The 22,785-nt window shown below is 40.5% G+C and carries 18 protein-coding genes and 1 tRNA gene; 10 read left to right on the top strand and 9 right to left on the bottom strand.

The window, feature by feature from the left end:
• Positions 1-33 precede the first annotated feature (33 nt).
• On the top strand, positions 34-2,247 hold the full coding sequence (locus BUF13_RS12495) for a S9 family peptidase (RefSeq protein WP_073572134.1): 2,214 nt from the start codon (positions 34-36) through the stop codon (positions 2,245-2,247).
• Between the two features lie 49 nt (positions 2,248-2,296).
• Positions 2,297-3,937 (top strand): M1 family metallopeptidase, encoded by a 1,641-nt coding sequence (locus BUF13_RS12490; protein ID WP_073572133.1) that lies wholly within the window; start codon positions 2,297-2,299, stop codon positions 3,935-3,937.
• 177 nt (positions 3,938-4,114) lie between these two features.
• Here the strand turns inward: BUF13_RS12490 and BUF13_RS12485 are convergent, their stop codons facing one another.
• Positions 4,115-6,616: a phosphocholine-specific phospholipase C gene (locus BUF13_RS12485; protein ID WP_073572132.1), complete on the bottom strand. Its 2,502-nt coding sequence runs from the start codon at positions 6,614-6,616 to the stop codon at positions 4,115-4,117.
• A gap of 207 nt (positions 6,617-6,823) precedes the next feature.
• On the opposite strand from BUF13_RS12485, the gene BUF13_RS12480 reads away from it, so the two are divergent.
• From BUF13_RS12480 to BUF13_RS12470, 3 genes are all read left to right on the top strand, one after another.
• The gene (locus BUF13_RS12480) at positions 6,824-8,218 is read left to right on the top strand and encodes an alpha-L-fucosidase (RefSeq protein ID WP_073572131.1); all 1,395 of its coding nucleotides are present in this window, start codon (positions 6,824-6,826) and stop codon (positions 8,216-8,218) included.
• Positions 8,219-8,432: 214 nt separating this feature from the next.
• Positions 8,433-9,869 (top strand): sulfatase, encoded by a 1,437-nt coding sequence (locus tag BUF13_RS12475; RefSeq protein ID WP_073572130.1) that lies wholly within the window; start codon positions 8,433-8,435, stop codon positions 9,867-9,869.
• A 94-nt stretch (positions 9,870-9,963) separates the two neighbouring features.
• Complete coding sequence (locus tag BUF13_RS12470; RefSeq protein WP_243839739.1) at positions 9,964-10,791, top strand: cyclase family protein; 828 nt, start codon at positions 9,964-9,966, stop codon at positions 10,789-10,791.
• Here the strand turns inward: BUF13_RS12470 and BUF13_RS12465 are convergent.
• Both BUF13_RS12465 and BUF13_RS12460 read right to left on the bottom strand, forming a co-directional pair.
• Complete coding sequence (locus tag BUF13_RS12465) at positions 10,788-11,639, bottom strand: N-acetylmuramoyl-L-alanine amidase-like domain-containing protein (RefSeq protein WP_073572129.1); 852 nt, start codon at positions 11,637-11,639, stop codon at positions 10,788-10,790. The genes BUF13_RS12470 and BUF13_RS12465 overlap by 4 nt on opposite strands.
• 40 nt (positions 11,640-11,679) lie before the next feature.
• The gene (locus tag BUF13_RS12460; protein WP_073572128.1) at positions 11,680-13,173 is read right to left on the bottom strand and encodes a sulfatase; all 1,494 of its coding nucleotides are present in this window, start codon (positions 13,171-13,173) and stop codon (positions 11,680-11,682) included.
• Positions 13,174-13,624: 451 nt separating this feature from the next.
• Between BUF13_RS12460 and BUF13_RS12455 the strand changes: the two genes are divergently transcribed.
• Genes BUF13_RS12455 through BUF13_RS12440 form a run of 4 tightly spaced genes read left to right on the top strand, consistent with a single transcriptional unit; the run spans position 13,625 to position 16,799 of the window.
• Complete coding sequence (locus tag BUF13_RS12455; protein ID WP_073572127.1) at positions 13,625-14,467, top strand: FkbM family methyltransferase; 843 nt, start codon at positions 13,625-13,627, stop codon at positions 14,465-14,467.
• On the top strand, positions 14,464-15,402 hold the full coding sequence (locus tag BUF13_RS12450; protein ID WP_073572126.1) for a glycosyltransferase family 2 protein: 939 nt from the start codon (positions 14,464-14,466) through the stop codon (positions 15,400-15,402). The genes BUF13_RS12455 and BUF13_RS12450 overlap by 4 nt, the downstream gene beginning before the upstream one ends.
• The gene (locus BUF13_RS12445; RefSeq protein WP_073572125.1) at positions 15,368-16,111 is read left to right on the top strand and encodes a class I SAM-dependent methyltransferase; all 744 of its coding nucleotides are present in this window, start codon (positions 15,368-15,370) and stop codon (positions 16,109-16,111) included. Before BUF13_RS12450 ends, BUF13_RS12445 begins: the two co-directional genes overlap by 35 nt.
• Position 16,112: 1 nt before the next feature.
• Positions 16,113-16,799, top strand: coding sequence for a methyltransferase domain-containing protein (locus tag BUF13_RS12440; RefSeq protein ID WP_073572124.1), 687 nt, complete (start codon positions 16,113-16,115; stop codon positions 16,797-16,799).
• Here the strand turns inward: BUF13_RS12440 and BUF13_RS12435 are convergent.
• A complete protein-coding gene (locus BUF13_RS12435; RefSeq protein ID WP_073572123.1) occupies positions 16,796-17,653 on the bottom strand; it encodes a sulfotransferase family protein in 858 nt (285 codons plus the stop codon). The genes BUF13_RS12440 and BUF13_RS12435 overlap by 4 nt on opposite strands.
• A gap of 180 nt (positions 17,654-17,833) precedes the next feature.
• Between BUF13_RS12435 and BUF13_RS12430 the strand changes: the two genes are divergently transcribed.
• Entirely contained in the window at positions 17,834-19,018 is a 1,185-nt protein-coding gene (locus tag BUF13_RS12430) for a dicarboxylate/amino acid:cation symporter (protein ID WP_073572122.1), read from the top strand.
• Between the two features lie 131 nt (positions 19,019-19,149).
• Here the strand turns inward: BUF13_RS12430 and BUF13_RS12425 are convergent, their stop codons facing one another.
• The 5 genes from BUF13_RS12425 to BUF13_RS12405 form a co-directional block, all read right to left on the bottom strand.
• On the bottom strand, positions 19,150-19,938 hold the full coding sequence (locus BUF13_RS12425; RefSeq protein WP_073572121.1) for a M90 family metallopeptidase: 789 nt from the start codon (positions 19,936-19,938) through the stop codon (positions 19,150-19,152).
• A 226-nt stretch (positions 19,939-20,164) separates the two neighbouring features.
• Positions 20,165-20,227, bottom strand: a tRNA-Asn gene (locus tag BUF13_RS12420).
• Between the two features lie 118 nt (positions 20,228-20,345).
• Positions 20,346-20,795 (bottom strand): JAB domain-containing protein, encoded by a 450-nt coding sequence (locus BUF13_RS12415; RefSeq protein WP_073572120.1) that lies wholly within the window; start codon positions 20,793-20,795, stop codon positions 20,346-20,348.
• A gap of 46 nt (positions 20,796-20,841) precedes the next feature.
• Positions 20,842-21,828, bottom strand: coding sequence for a DUF3871 family protein (locus BUF13_RS12410; RefSeq protein ID WP_073572119.1), 987 nt, complete (start codon positions 21,826-21,828; stop codon positions 20,842-20,844).
• Complete coding sequence (locus BUF13_RS12405) at positions 21,809-22,699, bottom strand: AAA family ATPase (RefSeq protein ID WP_073572118.1); 891 nt, start codon at positions 22,697-22,699, stop codon at positions 21,809-21,811. Before BUF13_RS12405 ends, BUF13_RS12410 begins: the two co-directional genes overlap by 20 nt.
• Between the last annotated feature and the right edge of the window lie 86 nt (positions 22,700-22,785).

Below are 22,785 nucleotides of genomic sequence, written 5' to 3'. Positions count from 1 at the left end.
GAAGGAATAATATTTTTCTAGTAATTTTCTGGGATGAAAAATACCCGATTTCTAATCCAATTAGTACTAGTTTGCTTTTGGGCCATTGTTTCCCAAAGCAGCTTTGCCCAATCCTTTAAATGGGCTCCCGATGGAGAGTCCTTTTATCAATCAAACAAAAGCGGAATTGTCCAGCAAAATATCATGGACGAGTCTGAGACATTGGTTATACCAGCTGAGTTGTTGACTCCAGCAGGTGAGTCTCCATTGGCTGTTCGAGATTTCACTTTTTCTGAGGATGGTAAAAAAGTCCTCATATATACCAACACCAAAAGAGTTTGGAGATTGGATACCCAAGGTGATTACTGGGTTTTGGATCTGAATTCCAAAAAACTTCAACAAGTAGGAAAGGGACTCCCAGAGTCTTCCTTACGTTTTGCGAAGCTTTCTCCCGATGCTGAAAAAGTAGCCTATGTCAGCGAATTTAATTTGTATGTAGAGGATTTGAATTCTGGTGAAATCACTGCCTTGACTACCGATGGAACCAGAAAATTGATCAATGGAACTTTTGACTGGGCTTATGAAGAGGAATTTGCCTGTAGAGACGGTTTCCAATGGAGTCCTGACGGAAAAAGGATCTCTTTCTGGCAATTGGATGCCGAGAAGATCAAGGATTATGACATGATCAATTTTACGGATTCAGTGTATTCTGAGGTGATTCCGGTAGAATATCCAACCGTAGGAGAATCACCTTCTCCAGCAAGAATTGGAGTAATAGAACTAGCCAATCAAAATTTGACTTGGTTGGCCATTCCTGGTGATCCTCAGCAACATTATTTGCCAAGAATGGAGTGGAATTCTGATGATTTTCTATTAGTTCAGCAGTTGAATCGAAAGCAAAATCATAGCAAAATTTTCGGAGTAGATGTCGTAGATAATGCTGTCGAATTGATCTCTGAGGAACAGGATGAGGCTTGGATTGATGTACTTTCTACCTGGGAAAATGTCTACTCTTTGACCTACAGACATGAGTTTAAGTGGCTCAATGATAATAAGGAATTCCTATGGTTATCTGATAAAGACGGATGGAGACATCTCTACAGAATCGGATTAGACGGAAAAGAAACTCTGATTACCAAAGGTGATTTCGATGTGATGAATTTGGTGCATTTCGATGAAAAGAAGAATGTGGTTTATTTCCATGCGACTCCAGAAAATGCTACTCAGAAGTATCTTTTCAGAACCAAATTAGATGGAAAAGGTGAGGTAGAAAGAGTGAGTCCAGCCAATCAGGTAGGAACTCACAATTATACCATTTCTCCAAGCGGAACATTGGCCATGCACCAGTTTCAAAGCCATACTGTCAAGCCAATGGTGGAATGGATTTCCTTGCCAAAGCATCAACCTTTGGATAAAGAAAAGGGCATTGATGCGAATATGGCTTCCAACCAAGTGGATTCAAATGTGGAGTTTTTCAAAGTCACTTTGGCAGACGGGACCGAGATGGACGGATGGATGGTGAAGCCTTCCAATTTTGATCCGAAGCAGATTTACCCGGTTGTTTTCTTTGTCTATACAGAGCCTTGGGGAGCCAATGTGAAGGATACCTATGGAGTGGGAAGAAACAGATTATATACAGGAGATATGGCTCAAGATGGCTATATCTATATCAGTTTGGATAATAGAGGAACTCCAGCACCGAAGGGTAGAGCTTGGAGAAAAAGTATCTACAGAAAAATCGGTCGCTTAAATATCTCTGATCAGGCGGAAGCAGCCAAGCAGATTGTTGCTTGGGATTTTGTGGATCCCGAAAGAGTAGGGGTTTGGGGTTGGTCCGGAGGTGGTTCCGCTACCTTGAACTTGATGTTCCAATATCCTGAAATCTATAAAACCGGTATTTCTATCGCCGCTGTTGCGAACCAAATGACATACGATAATATTTATCAGGAGCGTTACATGGGATTGCCTCAGGAAAACCCAGAAGACTTTATCGCTGGTTCTCCGATTACCCATGCCAAAAACCTGGAAGGAAACCTTTTATACATCCATGGTACCGGTGATGATAATGTGCATTACAATAATGCTGAGATGTTGGTCAATGAGTTGATCAAGCATGGCAAGTTGTTCCAATTCATGCCATATCCTAACCGTTCCCATTCCATTTCCGAAGGGGAAGGAACGAATGCTCACTTGTCTAAGCTATACACCGAATATTTGAGAAAGAATGTTCCTCCGGGTGGAAAGACTGTGAAGATTGAAAATAAATAATTAGAGAATAGAGAATAGAGAATAGAGAATAGAGAATAGAGAATAGCATATGTTTAAAGGATTTAAAATAACTGTTGTAACAGCCACCATTGCTCTTTTGGGATCAGTTACAGCATTTGCCCAGAGGCCTATCACTTTTGCAGATACTTTGAGAGGAAGTGTCACTCCTGCGAGGGCATGGTGGGATCTGAATTATTACCATTTATCTGTGGAGGTTTTTCCGGAAACCCAATCCCTCAAAGGAACCAATTTGGTTCGTTACCAAGTAGAGAAGCCAGGTGAGACCCTTCAAATCGATTTGCAGGAGCCAATGAAAATCACTGCAGCAAGCCAAAACGGAGAGCCTTTGAAGGTGGAAAAAGTTGGAGCTGCACATTTCATCACTTTGAGAAAGGAACAGAAAGCAGGGGAGATTAATGAAGTGCTGATTTCTTTTGAAGGAAAGCCTAAAGTAGCTGTTCGTCCGCCTTGGGATGGAGGGATTACCTGGCAAAAAGATGCGAATGGAAAAGATTTTATTGCTAACTCCAATCAGGGGATAGGTTCTAGTATCTGGTGGCCAAGCAAAGATCATCCTGCAGATGAGGTAGACAGTATGTTGATTTCAGTAACCGTTCCTAAAGGCCTGATGGATGTGTCCAATGGTCGCCTGATCAATGTAAAGGAAAGCAAGTCAACCACTACTTATGATTGGTTTGTGGACAATCCGATCAATGGCTATGGAGTCAATATCAGTATCGGAGACTATGTGCATTTCTCAGAGGAATTTGCTGGAGAGAAAGGCGCTCTTTCCATGGATTATTATGTGCTTCGGGACAATCTTGAAAAAGCCAAAAGTCAGTTTAAGGATGCTCCTCGAATGATGGAGGCTTTCGAGCATTGGTTTGGGCCATATCCATTTTATGAAGATGGATTCAAACTAGTAGAAGTCCCTTATTTGGGAATGGAACATCAGAGCTCAGTGACCTATGGAAATAAGTTTGCAAATGGATATCTGGGAAGAGATTTGAGTGGAACAGGTTGGGGAATGAAATTCGATTTCATCATCATCCATGAGTCCGGTCATGAGTGGTTTGCCAATAACATCACCTACAAGGATGTTGCGGATATGTGGATACACGAAAGCTTCACCAATTACTCCGAAAGCTTGTTTTTGGATTATTTCTATGGGAAAAAAGCAGGTCAGGAATATGTAAGAGGAACCAGAGCAAATATCCTCAACCAAAGTCCAATCATCGGGATTTATGGAGTCAATAGAAGTGGTTCTGGGGACATGTATTACAAAGGAGGAAACATGCTGAATACTCTTCGACAGATCCTCTATAACGATGAAAAATGGAGGGAGATTTTGAGAGGTTTGAATAAGGAGTTTTATCATCAAACGGTGACTACCCAACAAGTAGAGGGCTATATTTCTCATCAGATTGGAATGGACTTGAAGCCTTTCTTTGATCAGTATTTGAGAGAAACTAGCATCCCGACTTTTGAGTATTATTTCTCGGAGGATAACACCTTGAACTATCGTTGGAACAACTGTATTCCATCTTTCAATATTCCGATTGATATTAGTTTGGGTGAAAATAATGTTCGCTTACATCCGACTGTAGAATGGAAGAAACTAGAGGTTGGTGCTCCTTTGGAAGTACAGGTTGATCCGGATTATTATGTTTCGACTTTGAAGATTAGGTAAAGAAAAAGGCCCTGCTTAAATCGATAAGCAGGGTCTTTTTTTGTCAGGCTGAGTGCCTGCCTGCCAAAGGCAGGGAGCCGAAGCCTTTATTATTAAAATGAGATCGCGTCGTTTCTCTCGCGATGACGAAGAAGGCAATTCTTTCTATCGACTATGGACTATGGTCTATCGACAACCTTACGATATCAATGGATCCGAAATACTTTCTTCTCCATTTTCAACTCTTCCGGCAAAGGTCCATTCAAAGCCAGGGCCTTTGACAGTCAAATCATACCAGCCTTTCGAAGATTCGAAGTCAAGAGCTGTTTCCTGTTTTCTTGGATTGATTTTCGTTCCAGCCTCATCTTTTCTATAGGCATTTTCCTTTACCTGAATAGGTGCATTTCCTTGGATATCAGTGGTCAGTTTTGCTGTCCGGGTTTTTCCAGAAGAATCAAATCCTGGTGTCAACATCATCTTGGCAGAACCGGATTTTCCGCTGCCTTTTAGCTCTCGGTAGAAACCATTCGGCCCATATACTCTCAAATGATAATCTCCATTTTCAAAATCAGCCAGAGGCCATTCATAGGTAAGAGTATCGCCAGCTTTCACAGCAAAATTCCAGTTTCTAGCCTCTTCCCATTGGTCTGAATCAGCACTTTTGAATTTGCCGGGAGCATAAACCTGAACTGGTACTCCCCAGGCATCCTCCCCAAAAATCTCTTTGGAGGCTTCGAAAGTCATGGTGATGACCTGTTTTGCCGAGTCAAAATCTCCAGTCACTCTCAAATCATAATTCAATGGATTGGAAGGACGAGAACCCTTTTCCTGACTAGGTAAGATCCCTTCTTTTTTAAGTTTTTCTTCATCCCAATCAGGAGCTTCAGAAGGGGAGAAAGTCTTGAAATTATCAGGCAAATCCATAAACTGGGCTTTGTGGATTCGAGTCATCCATTCATTTCGATCCACTGGCTCAAGTTTTTCCAATGGCTCTCCGTTATAAGGCCTAAAGGCAGAAGTGAGGTCTCCAGAAACCATCCTTCTCCAATCAGAAATATTACTTTCTTTGACGGTTTTCCCTGTCTTTTTACTGAGGAAATTTTCCAGAAACTGAATGGTGGAAGTAATGTCGGATACCTGTGAATTGACATATCCGCCTCGAGTCCAAGGGGAAGCTACGATCAAAGGAACTCTGAACCCCAATCCTACAGGACTGGTTCTACAATCTTCATCATCGAATCCTGAAGCTTTTTCGTCTTCGCTGTACACGTATTCCCCATCTGTTTCGATTCCTTTGGAGATCAATCCTTCGGCTGGATTTTTTGGATCAGGAACTACGAAAGGAGGCTGGTGATCAAAATAGCCGTCATTTTCATCATAATTCAGGATGAAAATGGTCTTTTTCCATACCTCTGGGTTTTTGGTTAAAATGTCTAAAGCTTCAGATACAAACCAGGCTCCATACCAAGGCGCACTTGGGTGATCGGAGAATTTTTGAGGAGCAACCAACCAAGTCACAGCAGGAAGATTTCCTTCATTGACATCCTTTCTGAATTGATATAAAATATCTCCTTTTGGAACTTCTACTTCTCGCTCCTCACCATTTTCAGTGTATTTGATTTTTTCTATTTTTTGGAAATTTGGATCACCAGAATTTCTTGCAAATGCTTTGCGATGAAGGTTTTTCTCAAAGTCGCTTAGCTTTTCAAAATTGCTTGGGCTATAGGTCACCAAATACTCTTTGGCTATTGCCAGTTGAGCTCTCTTTTCTTCAATTTTCTTCAAGAAATCTGCTCCAGCATCCTGAGGTATACCGTGCTGTTCAAAGTCTGCAATTTCCTTTTCCAATATCGGTTTTTGATATTCTAGGTATTCGTAGAATCCAGGGCTGAATTTGACATGGAAATTAGAGAACCATTCAAGGTTGTTATCAGTGAAATTGGCAAGTAAGGAGGAGTTTTCCACCAAAGAAGGTAAGCTGATTTCGTTTTGGTAGACTTTCCAGGAGATACCTAATTCTTCCAGTCTTTCAGGGAAAGTTTTCCAGCTTGCTTCATGCTCATAATTTACTTCGCCATTTCTTACCTTGGCTTTGTCGCCGGGTTCGCCATGTGTTTTTCCAGTCCAGAAATAACTTCTGTTGGTAGTGGTACCTGTGAGTGCAGCGCAGAAATGCTGATCAAAAACCGTGAAGGCATCTGCAAAAGCATAGTAAAAAGGAATGTCTTGTCGGGTATAATAGCCCATCGTTAATGGGACTTTTTTAAACTCTTCTCTTCCGGGTCTTTTCGCCTCAATCCAGCCATCATATTTCCCCTTATTTCTTGCGTCAACCTGGTTTTCCCAAGAGTGAGGAATATCCCTCATCCAAGTAGCTTTGGTGGCCTGAATATCCAGTCTAAAAGGAGCAAATCGGTTTCCATCTTTGTCAGGTTGCATCCAAACAGGGAATTTCTGAGGAATGGAAATCGCCCTTGGGTCATTATATCCTCTTACCCCACGAAGGGTTCCAAAACAATGGTCAAAAGATCGGTTTTCCTGCATCAGCATGACTACATGCTCGGCATCTTCAAAAGTGGTTCCCGGGTCCGGGCTGATCGCTAAAGCTTTCTCAATGGAAGTTGGTAGTATTTGCCACATTCCTGCTGCTCCAGTCAATAGAGCTGATTTTTTGAGGAATTCTCTCCTGGTTTCTTTCATGAGGTGAAAATAATGGGGTTGCTTGGAGTCTTGATTAAAAGTGAGGTTAAGATAATGTAAAGAAATGAGCATGGAAACCAATTAGGGCATATTGTCAAATTCTTCTCTAATCAATATTTAGGGTAAATGCACTAAAAATATTTGAAGAAGCTTAGATTATTCTCCATATTCACATTCAATTTGAATACAAATAGTAGAAAAACCCCCATGATTTTAAGTCCTAGATATTTTCTTTCATTTTTGGCTCTTTTGCTTTTGAGTATCTCTTCACTCTATGCTCAGGACATATCTCCTGTTCCAGTGCCAACAGCCTCCCAATTAGCTTGGCAGGATGCCGAGTTAGTCGCTATATTTCATTATGATTTACATGTTTTTGATGGAGAAAAGTATGTCCAAAAAGTCAATCGAATAACTCCTGTTCCTGATTATAATATTTTCAATCCCGAGCAATTGGATACGGATCAATGGGTGAAATCTGTCAAAGATATGGGAGCGAAAATTGCCATTCTGACTGCGACCCATGAAACAGGTTTTGCCATCTATCAAAGTGATGTCAATCCAAATAGCATGAAAGCCTTGAAGTTTCAGGAAGGGAAAGGCGATATCGTGAAAGACTTTGTAGAGTCTTGTAGAAAGTATGGGGTTGATCCCGGCATTTATATCGGAATTCGTTGGAATTCATTTATGGGAGTCCATGATTTCAAAGTTCAGGGTGATTCGGAATTTTCCAAAAACAGACAGGCCTATTACAATAAGATGTGTGAAGGCATGGTAGAGGAATTGACTTCCCGATATGGAGATTTGGCGATTATTTGGTTTGATGGGGGAGCTCATGGACCTAAGCAAGGTGGGCCTGATGTGCAAGGGATTGTAGAACGAAATCAGCCGAATGCCCTTTTCTATCATAATTTGGATCGTGCAGATATCAGATGGGGAGGGAGTGAATCAGGGACTGTTCCTTATCCGAGTTGGGGGACATACCATACACCTTCTTGGTTTGCAAACCGTGGCGATTCTATCAATTTTCGCCCAATCAAATATGGAGACCCAGAAGGGCAGTATTTCATGCCAGCCATGAGTGACGCTCCTTTGAGAGGATACAATGGAAGACATGAGTGGTTTTGGGAGCCGGAAGATGAGCCCCATATTTTCCCTTTGGAAAACCTGCTGCATATGTATTACAACAGTGTGGGACACAATAGTACATTGATTTTGGGTATTACTCCTGATGATAGGGGATTAGTCCCAGATGCTGATGTCCAAAGAATGAAAGAGTTTGGAGATGAAATTCATCAAAGATTTGACAATCCTTTGGTATCTATTATTCCTAATAAAAAAGGCGTTTTGCAAAGCAATTTGAACTCAGCAATCACAATCAATGAAGTGGTATTGGAGGAAAATATTGAATTTGGTGAGCGTGTCAGAAAGTTTGTGCTGGAAGGAAAAGTGAATGGGAAATGGGTGAATCTGTATGAAGGAAGTTTGATTGGACACAAGCACATTGCGACTTTCCCTGAAGTTCAAGTGAAGAGTATTCGACTGAAAGTTTTAGAATCCAAAGGAGAGGTTAAGTTGAAGTCTTTGAAGGGGTATTTTAATTGATTATGCGAATTTAAAATACCAAAAGTCGCCACCCTAGGCAGCTGTTGAGAATAATCCTTTTTCACCTACAGGAAAAAGGACGGAAAAGAAAAGTGATTGGTAGGACTTTTTGAAGAAAATAATCTCTGGTAAATAGCACTTAAGCTGTTGACTTGTCTAATTCAAAAAGTGTAACCAAGATTGTAATTTTTGAAAATATTTAAACAATGATATAATGCGCCAAATCCTGTTTATTCCATTTCTACTCATTCTTTTCTCTTGTTCTCAAAAGGAGCAAATAGAAGAAAGAAAACCCAATGTAATCCTGATCAATGTGGATGATTTGGGTTGGAGTGATTTGGGATATATGGGTTCAAACTATTACGAAACTCCAAACATCGATAGTCTGAGCAAAGAAGGGGTAGTGTTTTTCCAAGCTTATGCTGGAGCTTCCAATTGCGCACCCAGTCGAGCAACCATGTTGACTGGGACCAATACTCCGGCTCATGGGATCTATACCGTAAGTCCTGCGGATCGTGGGAATCCTAAAACAAGGAGGATAGTCCCATCACACAATGAAAATTCTATCAAGCCAAATTCTTATACACTTGGAAACCTCTTTAAAGACCAAGGGTATGTAACCGCCAGTGTAGGCAAGTGGCATGTGTCGGAGAATCCTAAAGACTTTGGCTTTGATGTCAATGTAGCTGGAAGCCATCGGGGAAATCCCGGAAAGGATGGCTATTTCAGTCCATTTAATGTGAGTCCGGTTGATTCAGTTGGAGACGGAGAGTTTTTGACAGATGTTTTGACTTCTGCGGCGATTGATTTTGTGGAAAAAAACCAGGAAAAGCCTTTCTTTCTGTATTTGCCATTTTATACGGTTCATACTCCATTGATGGCGAAAGAGGAGGATATCGCTCGATTTGCTGCAAAAACTCCTGAACCAGGAAGGTCCAATGCAACTTATGCAGCCATGATCTATAATATGGATCAAAATGTCGGAAGGCTTCTTTCCAAGGTCTCTGACTTGGGACTGGCTGAAAACACAATAATTATTTTCACATCTGACAATGGAGGAATCAGAGCTGTCAGTTATCAAGATCCTTTGAGAGCAGGAAAAGGGAGTTATTATGAAGGAGGAATTCGGGTTCCAATGATTGTGTCTTGGGCCGGGAAATTCACTCACGGGGAGGTGCAAACCCCTGTTTCTCAGATGGATTTTTTTCCTACGCTCAAGGAATTGATTGGAGCTGAAAAACCACTCGATCAGTTGGAAGGAGAAAGTTTTCTGCCTTTGTTGAAGGGAGAAAAGATGGAACCAAACGACCTTTATTGGCACTTTCCGATTTATTTGGAAGCCTATAATCCCAAAGAAGATGGTTCAAGGGATCCCCTTTTTAGAACGAGGCCAGGTTCTGTCATTCGATCTGGAGATTGGAAGCTTCATCAGTATTTTGAAGATGGAGGTTTGAAGTTGTATAATCTGAAAGATGATGTTTCTGAGACCAATAATTTGGTAGAATCCAATCCTGAAAAAGCAGCAGAGCTATTGGGGAAATTGAATCAATGGAGAGAGAGACATCAGGCTCCTGTTCCCACTGAAAAAAATCCTGAATTTGATTCGCTTTTTGAGAAAACTCAGATTGAAAAAGTTACGAAAGACCAGTAATGCCTTATTTGATTGAGGATTTTGGTTTTTAAGGTTTTAGTATTGTAATCATTTAAAATTTCAGTCTTACTTTCAGGGAAATCTAACCTATTGAATGATGAAACTTTTTAGATTATCCATGTTGGGATTGGCTGTAGCTTTCCTTCTGATTTCTTGCTATTCAAATACTCCAGTAGAGACTTTGTCTCCTGATCCTTTTGCAGATCTCAAGTGGATTGATTTGACATATTCCTTTGATTCTACGACGCTTTATTGGCCCAATAATCCAGATGGATTTCAACATAGAGTGGATGCCGAAGGAGTGACCGAATTGGGCTATTATTATTCTTCCTACACACTTTTGACACCAGAGCATGGAGGCACGCACCTAGATTCTCCGATTCATTTTTATGAAAAAGGAGAGACCGTGGATGAGCTGCCACTTTCTAAATTGACTGGAAATGCTGTTGTGGTGGATGTAAGTGAGAAAGCTCTAAATGACCGTGATTATCTGATTGATTCGGCTGCGGTGTTGGACTGGGAGTCTGTAAATGGCAAAATTCCAGAAAATACCATGGTACTATTCAGAACGGGCTATGGCCAATTTTATCCTGATAGAGAAGGCTATTTTGGAACTGCGAAAACGGGGGTAGAGGCCATCCCTGAATTGCATTTTCCGGGAATTCAACCTGAAACTGCCGAATGGCTAGCCAAAGCCAGAAAGGTAAAGGCTGTTGGATTGGATACTCCAAGCCTAGATTATGGACAGTCCAAGGATTTTGCTGCTCATCAGCGATTGATGGAAAATCAGATTCCGGGATTTGAGAATATGGCTAATTTGGATCAACTACCAGCAACTGGCATTTACGTAGTTGCTCTTCCCATGAAAATTAAAGGAGGAAGTGGAGGTCCACTTCGCGTTATTGCGACTATCAGAGATTAATTAGAAGTTGAATTCAATCGGACAACCATAATCCCGGATTGGGATCGGTTTCCTGCCAGATAATCATGAAGTGGAAGTTCTGAAATTTCCACTTTTTTATTTTTGGAGCTGGCATGCATCAAGTGAATTCTTCCATCTTTTTCGAAAGCAAAGCCCACATGAACCATATCCAGGTTATTCATGGAAGTGGTGATTGCGATTAGATCTCCAGATTGAATTTGGTTTTCAACCTGGCTGATTTGTGCTTTTGGAATAAAATAATAAGATCGGGTGCGTATTCCTGCTTCAATATTTTGAAGCTGCTCTACATTTTCTTTTTGACTGAGTTGGGGATAAAACTGAGGATTTTCCGTCATAAAAGTAGGGTGATTTTCATAAGGAACTCCTCCGATTTCTCGAGTCATGTCAGTGACGATCCCTTTTTTCTGATTGATGTAAATCCAATCGGAAAAATAATGGAGGCGACTGATATAGCCGGTATTTTTACCTCCTCGGTATCGTAGGTTTTCCAGTTCTTTTTCAAAAGCCCCAAAGGATAAATTTCCTGCCTCTTCTATAAGAGCTAAGGAAACCACCGATTCCAAAAATGTGGTGCAATCCACTCCCTGAAAATCAATCACTACCTGCTCTGGTCCAGGGATTTCGAGTGTTTTCTCCACATAGGGAGTTCCCATAAACCACTGTCCTATTTCCGCGATTCGTTCATTGGGAGTCATGGATTTAGAGTCAAGCTCTGTCAGTTTTTCTAAGGCGATTTCAACCTTTTCGCGGCTTTCTAGGCTACAAACTGTTTGTGCCTGTAGTAGTATTGGGAAAAGTAGAGAAATGGATATCAGGAGCTTTTTCATAATTCCTTTAAATATAGGGAAATGAAAACGGATCTTTTCCTTACTTTATTTCCACCTCATCTGGATAAGGTACAGATTCTCCGGTAGCATTGATTGATGGCATTTGAGCCTGAGTTTTTTTCAAATATCTTCCCAACTTTTTTGCAAGCTCCTTTGCCTTTTTTTGGTTTTGTGAAATCAGGTTTTGAGTCTCGGAAATGTCATTAGGGATTTTATACAATTCAAAAGTCTGATCGACATGTTGATAAATCAGTTTCCAATCACCTTTTCGAATTATACTATAAGGAGGGACGTCATAGGTGTTGGGGAAATGCCAGAATAGCGGCCTCTCTGAGTTAGTTTTCTTTCCTTCCAAAATCGAAACAAAGCTTTTTCCATCTTCAGATTTCTTTTCAGGTTTTTTAGCTCCTGCCATTTCTAGGAAGGTCGGAAATATATCCTCGATGATGACATAATCATTGGTTTCACTTTTTTCTGCTACCACGCCAGGCCATTTGACGATCATGGGAACGCGAATACCTCCTTCATAAGGATCGATTTTATGACCTCTCAAGGGAAGGTTTGGAGGCGTTTGGCTTGGGCTTCCATTATCAGACATAAAGACAACAATTGTTTTGTCATCTATTCCCAATTTCTTCAATTGAGTCATGATATCTCCCAATGATTTATCCATTCCTTCGAGCATGGATGCATAGGCCGCCTGAAATTTATCCAGTCCCTGATCGATAAATTTCTGATAATATCTCGGATCCTTTTCCCAAGGGGCATGCACTGCATAATGGGACATGTAGAGATAAAATGGCTTACCTTCTTTGACTGCATTTTCAATTTCTTGATTGGCCTCCAAAGTCAATGCTTCTGTCAGGAAAATGTTCTGATCATAATACTTTTCCAATCCGGGAACATCCCAGATTTTATCACCTTTTCTCCAGGTTGAGCTAAAATGCTTTTCACTATAGTAACTACCCGGAGCACCTGCAGCATGTCCAGCAATATTCACATCAAAGCCTAAATTCAATGGATCTTCTCCGGAAGTCTGATCAGCACCAAAATGAGCTTTTCCAACATGGATGGTCTTATATCCTTCCTTTTTCAAAAGTTCTGGAAGCGTGATATGGTATACAGCCAGTTCTTCATTTGGATTTGCGCTCAAACCATTCAGATTCCAGTTGGGAGAGGTGACGATAGGATGTTCTGGATCAGGAGATTTTCCTTTTCTCAAAGTCCAATTGGTAACGCGATGTCTGGCTGGATTCATCCCGGTGATCAAACTAACTCTGGAAGGGGAGCAAACAGCCGCGGCATAGGCTTGTGTGAATTTCATTCCCTCACTTGCCAAAATTTCCATGTTAGGAGTATAGTACTCTCTATTGAGTTTGGTGACTTCTTTGTAAAAGGGAACAGAGGTGTCCTGCCAACCCATATCATCCACAAAAAAGAAAACGATATTGGGTTTGTCTGTTTGTTGGGAGAATCCTGCAATTTGAAAAACAATGAAAAGTAGGAGAACTGTTAGTGTATGTCTTGAACTCATAGGTGCTTTATTGGAAAGCCTAATATAGATCTTATTTGAGAGGTTTATTGGTAAAATTGGTCTAATGGACTATTTTTAAATTATTGGAAAGACTGGTATTTATTCTGCTGGAATTGCATGTAAATGAGTTTTTATCAAAAAAATAACGCAATTAATATGGATATTTAAAGAGTTTGTTGGTTCCTAATGAATAGTAAATATTGAAAATCAGATAGATAGGCAAAGTCTTTCAAAAGAAATTTTCTACCAGGAAAAATCTTACTTATTTCAAGCAAGGAAAAGATATTTCTTTTTTGCTTTTGAATTAAATATAGTAAAAGAATAATAATTTATACCACCTGTATCATTAGTTAATTTTATTGTTTTCTCAATACTGTTTTTATTAATAATTAGCATTCAATTAAACAAAAAATAAACCCTAAAGCCTGAATTTGGCATTGCCAATTTTACCATGAAGAAAATCTGGAAAGAGATTGCTTTTGCTAATTCCTTAATTATTGATGTCTTATCGTCTGTATATACTTGGTCTGAAAAATTAAGTTTATTAAGAGTATTGCTTTGGTCCCTATTGATGATCAAACTTAAGTCTGGTACTGAGGAAATTAGTCAACGGTTTTTAGGTTTAAGAGTTAGTTCATATGGCTACTTTAACTTAGTATATTTAATAAAGGAAGTGTTTTTGAAAGGGGAGTATGAATTCGATACTAAGACCAACTCTCCATTTATAATTGACTGTGGAGCAAATATTGGGATGTCGATTTTATTTTTTAAAAAATATTATCCAAACAGCAGAATTATAGGTTTTGAACCCAATCCTGATGTTTTTCAACTCCTCAAGAAAAATGTTGAACAAAATAATTTACAAAATGTAACCTTAAACAATTTCTGTCTTTCGGGATCTGAAGGGGAGGTTGAGTTTTTCTTAGATGAAAATAAAGGGACTTTAAAGGGGTCAATTATCTCAAAAAGGGGCGGAAGGAGATGTGTGAAAGTGCCATCCAAGCGGTTGTCAGATTTTTTTGAAGAGGAAGTTGATTTAGTCAAAATGGACATTGAAGGAGCGGAGAAAGAAGTGATTCATGAACTAGTCCGAAGCAATAGAATTGGAATTCCTAAAACCTATCTGATAGAGTACCACCATAATATTCCTGGGCAGGATTCTGAGATGGGAGATTTTTTGAGCCAGTTTGAAGATCAAGGTTATCAATGCAGTATTAAAGCTGGTTTTAATCATCATGGAGAGTTTCAAGATGTGTTTTTGAGTTGTTCTAAACGTGAAAAATCGGTAAGATGAAATTAAGTGTCCTTTTGGTTTCCTATAATCAAGTCTCCTACATCGATCAATGTCTTGATGGTATAATTGACCAACAATTCGATCAAGAATTTGAGATAGTAGTTGCAGACGATTTTTCTACAGATGGGACGATCGAGAAGATAATAGAGAGGTTGGAAAAGGTCGAAATCCAATATAGAATTCTAGAATCAAATGAAACGCTTGGTCTTGGAGGTAACTATTATAGAGGGGTTGAGAATTGTCAAGGAGAATATGTCGCAATTTTGGAGGGGGATGATTATTGGGTAGATCCAATGCGATTACAAAAGCTGGTTCGCTTGATGGATGAAAATCCTTCATGTCCCATGTGCTTCAATCCTTTTTCATTGTATTACGATGCTGAAGGTCGTCTAGAAACTTTCAAAGCTTCAAAGGTCGGCGAAGTGAAATATTTTAATTCTGAAACCCTAATCCTTTACAATCTTATCGGGAACCTTTCGGCATGTGTGTTTAGGAGAAGTGTTTTGATGAACTACGTGGATTTTTGGCTGATACATAATATTACTGATTGGTTTTTAGGAATAGCTATGGGGCAGCATGGATTAGTAGCTATGCTAAATGAGCCTATGTCAGTTTACAGAGTGAGGCCTGATGGATTATGGTCCAAGCATTCTGATGAAGAACGAAAACTGTTGAAAAATAAATTAACTCTTGTTTACGATCATTTGCTTGACTATCAGTTTACAAGAGGCTTTTATGCCTTTAGACTTGCTGCAAACATCAAATTTCAAAGAGATTCTTTAAGCCAAAAACTTCCAGAATCTGCAGGTCGAATTCTCCGATCTACCTTGACGCAAGGTGTGATATTCAGATTTGGAAAATTGGTTTCAAAAATAATTCCTGAAAGCTTAATCGAAAAAAATGAAGAAATATTGGAAGTATTTCAGGAAGGGTAAAAAACTATCTGAAGACAAACACTTTCTTAGTGCACAATTGGGATCCTCCAACGAACTTCAGAAAAAGGGTGATAGAACTGAGGTACTTAACTTATTGTTAGGGTTGTTTGACCGTCCTGCAAGTTATTTGGAGATAGGTGTGAGGAACCTTGAGGATAATTTTTTAAAAATAGAATCATCAATAAAATTAAGTGTTGATCCCGGATTGGAATCAGATGTGAATTTGGCTGATTTTAAATGCACTAGCGATGAATTTTTTGACCAGTTTTCCAAAGGTGAATTAAAGGAAGTTCCAGAAAAGTTTGATCTGATTTTTATAGATGGGTTGCATACCGCTGAGCAAGCGGATAAGGATATTCACAATGCTCTCAAATTGATTTCCGACGATGGGTTTATAGTGGTTCATGATTGTAATCCACCTAGTCCTTATCATGCTCGGGAGGAATTCTCCTTCCAAAATTCTCCAGCTGGCGTTTATTGGAATGGTACAACTTGGAAAGCTTTTGTCAAATGGCGAAAGAACAAGGATTTGTATTCTTGCTGTGTTGATACAGACTGGGGTGTTGGGGTTTTTTCAAAGAGAATTCCTTTGGGAAAACCATTGGCTTTAGTCAACGAATTTTATGAATTCAAAGAGTTTGAAAAGCAGAAAAAGGATTACCTAAATCTTGTTTCTTTAGAAGAGTTTAAAAAATTAATTCAAAGATAAAATGCACCAAAGTTCAATGCTCCGAATGGAGTGGTTTCTAGAAAAGTTTGTAGGGAAAAATCACCCATCACCACTAAAGATTTTAGATGTCGGAAGCTATGATGTAAATGGAACCTATCGAAAATTACTACCTGATGATCAATTTGAATACATGGGTATGGATATGGAGACAGGTCCTAATGTGGATTTGGTTGTAGATACTCCATATAGTTGGCCTCAACTTGAAACCGACAGTTTCGATATTGTTATTTCTGGTCAGGCATTTGAACATAATGAGTTTTTCTGGCTCACAATGGAGGAAATTGCTCGGATATTAAAACCAGGAGGACTAGTCTGTATTATAGCTCCCAATGGATTTGAAGAGCATAGATTTCCAGTGGATTGCTATCGATTTTTTACTGATGGGATGATGGCGATGGCTCGATATGTCCAATTGGATGTGCTGCATGCCTCAACCAATGCATTTCCTGAGGGAAAGAAGAATACTTGGTATAAAGAAGGAGAAGAGGATGCAATGATGGTGGCCCAAAAGAATTATTCAGGTCCTGCTAAGATTGTTGATAGAAAGAGCTATTCCTGCCAGCCGGCAGAACAAGAAAAATTTTTGAGTGGACTGAAGCCCTTTCAAAATCCACAGGAAAATTTGATCCAAAAACTATTGATGAAAATTTACCGAAAGATGGCTTAGAAGAATCTGATTCCAGTTAACTCAAACAGGAGTTCTTGGTCTTCTTTAAGCTGGCTTTGAATCATGTCTCTAGTTCCTTCTTTTAGTTGGTTTTTCTGACCTTTGTTTAGATAATGTAGGACTTTAGAGAGACCTGTTTTTTTAAAAAATCCTTGTGAAAAAAGCGGATTCTTTAGAATCCTGGCCAGGTGTGGCGATTTAACATTTCCACCTTCATTTAATTTTTGAATGGGTTGGTAAACAATATTTGCGACCTCCAGAAATTTATAAACCTTTTGAAGAGTTTGTTCTGGGTTTTGAAAGAATTCTGAGCTAGTCAAAAACAAGAATTGTTCAGTCGGGAAAAAGGACAAATAGCGATCTATTTGTCTTCCGTATTTTCCTGATTCCACATATAAATAATTGTATAAGTATTGATCCTTTTTGAAAGATGGGGATTGAATGCGCTTTTCTTCTACAGCAAGTGCCTTTTCAAAGGAATTTATAGTCTCATGCCCATGCCTTCTCATGTGATGGAAAAGTGACTGTGCACGGTCAACGGGGTCCCTGAGTAAAAGGATAAATTTGGCGTTGGGAAATAAACTGTGTAGGACTCTGGCTGTTCCTGGATTTGTTAGGTAAACATGGGATGATTCCCCGATTATTTTTTCATTTTCAACTCCATCAAAAAGGCTGAAATAATCTAGTTCATTATCGATAACCTGGAAATTGTCACAAAAAAAAGAAGGTTCTTTCACTTCACTCATGAAAATTTCCGGATGCTGGCTCAAACAACTATGAAGGGTGGTTGTTCCGGATTTCGCTGCGCCAAGAATGAAAAAATTGGGTTTACGAATCGGTTTTAGATAGTTCATAGTATCTAATAAAAAGGGGAGGTGATTTTCTAAAGTTAATATATTGCTTAGGAACAAAACAAGAGCTTCCAACGAGCAATAATTGACTCTTTTTTGAGCCTGTGGTTTTATTCCTTCTATCTTAGCAAATCAAAATTTAGTTTGGGTTTTTACCGTTGATGCCCATTACAAATCGATTTTATGAAGAAAATAGTCAATAGCCTTTTATTTAAAGTATTTGTTGCCATCGTTCTGGGGATTGTTTTTGGTCTTTATATGCCAGAATGGTTCAATCGGATCTTTGCTACTTTCAATGCCTTTTTTGGTCAGTTCTTGAGCTTTGCAATCCCATTGATCATCATGGGATTGATTATGCCGGCAATCTCTGATTTGGGAAAAGAAGCTGGAAAAATGCTTTTATTGACAGCTGCAATTGCCTATGGATCAACCTTGTTTTCAGGGTTTATGACCTTTTTCACCGCATCGAATATATTCCCTGGGCTTTTGGCAGAGCATGTAAACTCTACTGCTGAGATTGCTGAAAACACAAAGGAATTGACTCCGTTCTTTTCAATAGAAATACCTGCAGTCATTGACGTGATGTCTGCTTTGGTTTTAGCATTTGTGATTGGGTTGGGCTTGGCTTATCAGGAAAAGTCTACTTTGAAATTGGTAGTTAGTGACTTCCAAACCATTATCATGCAAGTCATTGAGAAAGTGATTATTCCACTTTTGCCGCTATTTATCTTGGGGATTTTTGCAAGCATGTCCTTCAGTGGGCAGGTGTTTGAGATTCTGTCTGTTTTCCTCAATATCATTGGAGTAATCTTCGGATTGCATATCCTTTTGCTGATTTTGCAGTATGTGATTGCCGGAACTATCGTCAAGAAAAATCCGGTAAAACTCCTATTAAATATGCTTCCGGCCTATTTTACGGCTTTGGGAACCCAGTCTTCAGCGGCCACCATTCCTGTGACATTGGAACAAGCGGAAAAGAATGGGGTTTCCGAGAAAGTAGCTGGGTTTGTAATTCCTCTTTGTGCCACTATTCACCTCTCAGGAAGCATCATGAAAATCACTGCTTGTGCTATGGCTTTGATGATATTGAATGAGATGCCATTTGATTTCGCGATGTTCGCGGGCTTTATTTTTATGTTGGGTATTGCGATGGTTGCGGCACCCGGGGTACCGGGAGGAGCGATTATGGCAGCTATTGGAGTGCTTCAGGCAATGTTAGGCTTTAATGAAGAAATGATCGGTTTGATGATTGCTTTGTATATCGCGATGGATAGTTTTGGAACCGCATGTAATGTCACAGGAGATGGAGCAATCGCTTTGGTAGTAGATAAGATTGCTGGAGAGGAAGCGGTAGTAAGTGGTCAGTGAAACAGTGGTCAGGAAGTCAGAAGTATAAAGTTAGAAAGCTGAAAATCAGTGAGCAGTCGCAGTGGTCAGGGATCAGGAATTTAGAAGGAAAAAGTCTGAAAGCTGAAAGACTTGGTACTTTGTACAATTGCCTAGGCTAAATCCGTATGAAAAACTGAAGAAAGCACCTTGTATAATTCAGGATGCTTTTCTTTGAATAAATGGGGTTGTTCAAAGAAATATTCACTCGTTACCGCTAAAAATTCCTGAGGGTTCGTGGCTCCATAAACATAAATATCACTTTTGCCCTCCAGCATTTCTTCGGTGTTCTTTTTGATAAGTTGCATCCAAGGAAGGACAAACTGATGTTTCAAGTAAATCGAAGGAATTCCATCCACCTCACCGTCTTGCTTGTCAAAAAGGTGAACAAACTCATGGATTCCCACATTGTGTTTGTCGGTCTTGTTTTCAAATCCCTGCCAAAGTGCCGGTTTGGAGAAAATGACCAGATTACTCATCATGCCGCCGCTTCCTGCCATTCCTGCAATGTTTCTCTCTCCTTCTGAAAAATTGAAGTCTTCAGAAAAATGATCTGGATATAAAAGGACTTCGACCAAGGTTTTGTATTCCCACTCTGGAAATCTGAAAATAGGAATCACAGCACTACTGGCTACCAACAATCTGTCCTCGTCACTGACAGTAGTTTTGATTCCGGTTATTTTGATGCGCTTCAGGAATCGTTGAACATCATTTTCAAAGACCAATCTATCACTATCTGACAATTCTTTATAGAAATGGACTTTGTCCAGAAGAAAAGCTCTCCAATCAGCAGGAAAAACTTCGGGAACTTCAAAACCACTTTTTTTGACTTTGGAGTTATAGATCACCCAACCCAACATACATAAAAGAAAAAGAGCAAAGAGGAGGGTGAAGGTGTTCATTGGTGGAATGGTAAGTCTGAAAACTAAAAGTAAATTAAGTAATACTAGTTAACTTAAACCATTAAAAACAAAAAAAGCCACTCATTTCTGTTGGCTTATGCTCCCTATTTTGGGCTTCCCGATTTCATCCGCTTTGCTTCTTCATCGGGACAGGCTTCTCGCCCATTAAATAGCGTTTAAAAACAAAAAAGCCCTCAGAAATGAATCTGAAGGCTTTGGACAGCTCCCCCTCTTGGGCTCGAACCAAGGACCCCATGATTAACAGTCATGTGCTCTAACCAGCTGAGCTACTGATAATCAGGTTGTTGAGCCTGAGAGCGGAAGCGATTTGCGTTTTTTTTGCGTTGCCCCTGCCTGATTTGACTCGAAATTACGTGATTGTGCTGGATTTCCCAGCGTGGAATCTCTCAGATTTTACCCTCGTCTGCGAAGCTGTAGAATCCGTTTTCTGCAGTGACGATGAGGTGGTCTAAGAGTTCCATGTCGACAAGTTTGCAGGCTTCTTTCACTCGCCTTGTCAAACGAATGTCCTGCTCCGATGGTATGATTCTTCCAGAAGGGTGATTGTGTGCCAATATGATCCCTGAGGCCAGAACTTTCAAGCCAGTGGACAGAATCAACTTCGTGTCTGCCACCACAGAGGACACACCTCCTTGGAATGCCTTGTAGTAACCGATGATTTCGTTCGCCCGGTTCAGATACAGTACAATAAACTCCTCTCTGGCTTCTATCAGGTCTTTGTCAAATACAGTTTTCATAACCTCGAAAGAATCCATGCTGGAACGCAATGCACCTGTTTGTCTTCTTCTTTTGGTTCTGCGATAGCTCAGTTTGAGCTCGTATAGATAGTTCTCCATATCTCTTCAAAAAGAAACCCACCATCAATGTGGTGGGCTTCGCGATCTATATCATGTACCAGAAATCTGGGTGAGAACCGTCCAGTACACCACGGACTCGGTTAGTGAAATCCCAACCATTGACCCCGCGCTCCAGAAACTTGTCGATGTAGGAATGCTTATTGGCTCCGGTGAACAGATTGTAGAATCTCCAAAGATCCACACATCCGTTGGTTGCTCTTGCAAATGAGGGATCTTGATAGAAAGCCTCTACGATTCTGGAAACTTGGGTGTCATTGATCAAGAGCTCAGGGATCTCGTTTCTCAGATCTTTGGGAAGAAACTGATACATCCTGCATCTTCCGATAATCTGTGCGAACTGTTTCTCTTGAAGATCGAATGCTGTCAAGCTTGCCATGCTTCTCAGAAATCCGACAGGGTTGAAGTTCTCCATCAATGCCAAGGTTTTTTGGTATAGTTCCTCCACCGACCTGACTTTTAAGTCCAGTTTCACACCATCTGTAGAAACGCAGAGATTTGTACAGACTGTGTTCTTGAACCCGATGAAGATCTTGAAGTGCTCAGGACTCCCTTTCGTAGAGTTGAGGTTATCCAAGTGGTATGCCTTCACCCCACCGATGGTGAGTTCCAGAATGTTCCCAGAAACTTGATCCTGAATGCCGGGTATAGAAACCATGAATGCCATACGCTCATAGTAGATCGTCTTCTCAGAAGGCTGAAGATCCTGAGCCTTTTTGTGTCTCGCTTCATAGATCCTCCCCTTCACAGGATGTGAGACCCGAATATCCGCTTCTGGAAATTCTGACAGACTGAAGCAATCCTGAGCAGCCTGTGATACTGCCTCCACGAACTCACAGTGAGAGATGGTTGGCTCGTTGTCCTTCAGGAATACTGGAATCACATGTCTGTCTCTCATCTCTTCCCAACTGACTTCCTCTGTGTTTGCTTTTAGGAATCTGGACACTGACTTCTTGGTTTTGACCGCAGGGAGGCGGTCGCTGGTTTGTAGGTGGTCAATGCGCAGTAGTTCCATTCTGTCGGAAGTTTGGTTGGTCGAGAAGTCTGTTTTTCTGAGCAATGAATTCGTCTTTGAAGACTTGCTGAAGAGATGGGTTGGCATTGAAGAGCTTGATCAACTCGTCCATGTTTTGACAAGCAGAAATTGCATCCTGGAAGGACAGGCTTTTTTCAAATTCATCAGTGAGCGAGAAGCTATCGGTTTTCTCAGAAACTGAAGATCCTTCATTGCACCACTTCAGGATTTTCTGACCTGTCTCTATCCCGATCAAAAAGTCTGGAAGATCGACAAACATACCTGTCCGGTCTTTGGAAGCAGACGCCATGTGACGAATGTTGACATCGAAGACGATGGTGAAGTCATACTCCAATCCATCACGCTGTACACCTTTTAGTCCCACCTTCTCGGGCACCATCTTGCCATTCTTGTCTGTCAGAACATAGTCCTGCTTTGTTCGAACTGTTGCAATGACATGGGCTGAACAGGAAAGGATCTTGTTCAAGAGACCATTGTGCCTTGGTGTGATCTTCGCCCAGTTGGAGAAGCTATTACCAGGCATATTGGAGTGGATGTCCAAGAGAGTTTCCCATTCATGCGAGATACTGTCGATGATGATGGCTTCCATTCCAGCCTTTTCGCAGACTTCGATTGCTTCCATGTATTTCTCTGGAGTCTGTGGAGCACCAACTGAAATCACATTGTAGTGCCCCAGGTGGGCGTAGAGATCTGCGCTCTGGTTTTCGGTGTCGATGACAGCGACCTTGGACCAGTTGCCTGTCAGACCAAAGGCAAGTAGGAGAGAAGAGAATGTTTTCCCTGCCCCACTTGGACCCTGCATGCATACTCTGATGCGTGCTTGGGAACGTTTTGAAGTACGTAAATCCATCGTGTTTAAATCGTTTAAGTTTACACTGGATTTTGCAGGGGGTAGGAATCTGGGTAGGAAAATGTTCCGTGATGACCCCGGGGGGA

This window comes from Algoriphagus zhangzhouensis, from assembly GCF_900148515.1.
Taxonomy (GTDB): Bacteria; Bacteroidota; Bacteroidia; order Cytophagales; family Cyclobacteriaceae; genus Algoriphagus; species Algoriphagus zhangzhouensis.
Note: the sequence above shows the minus strand (reverse complement) of the source record. Positions and strands in the feature narration are given on the sequence as shown.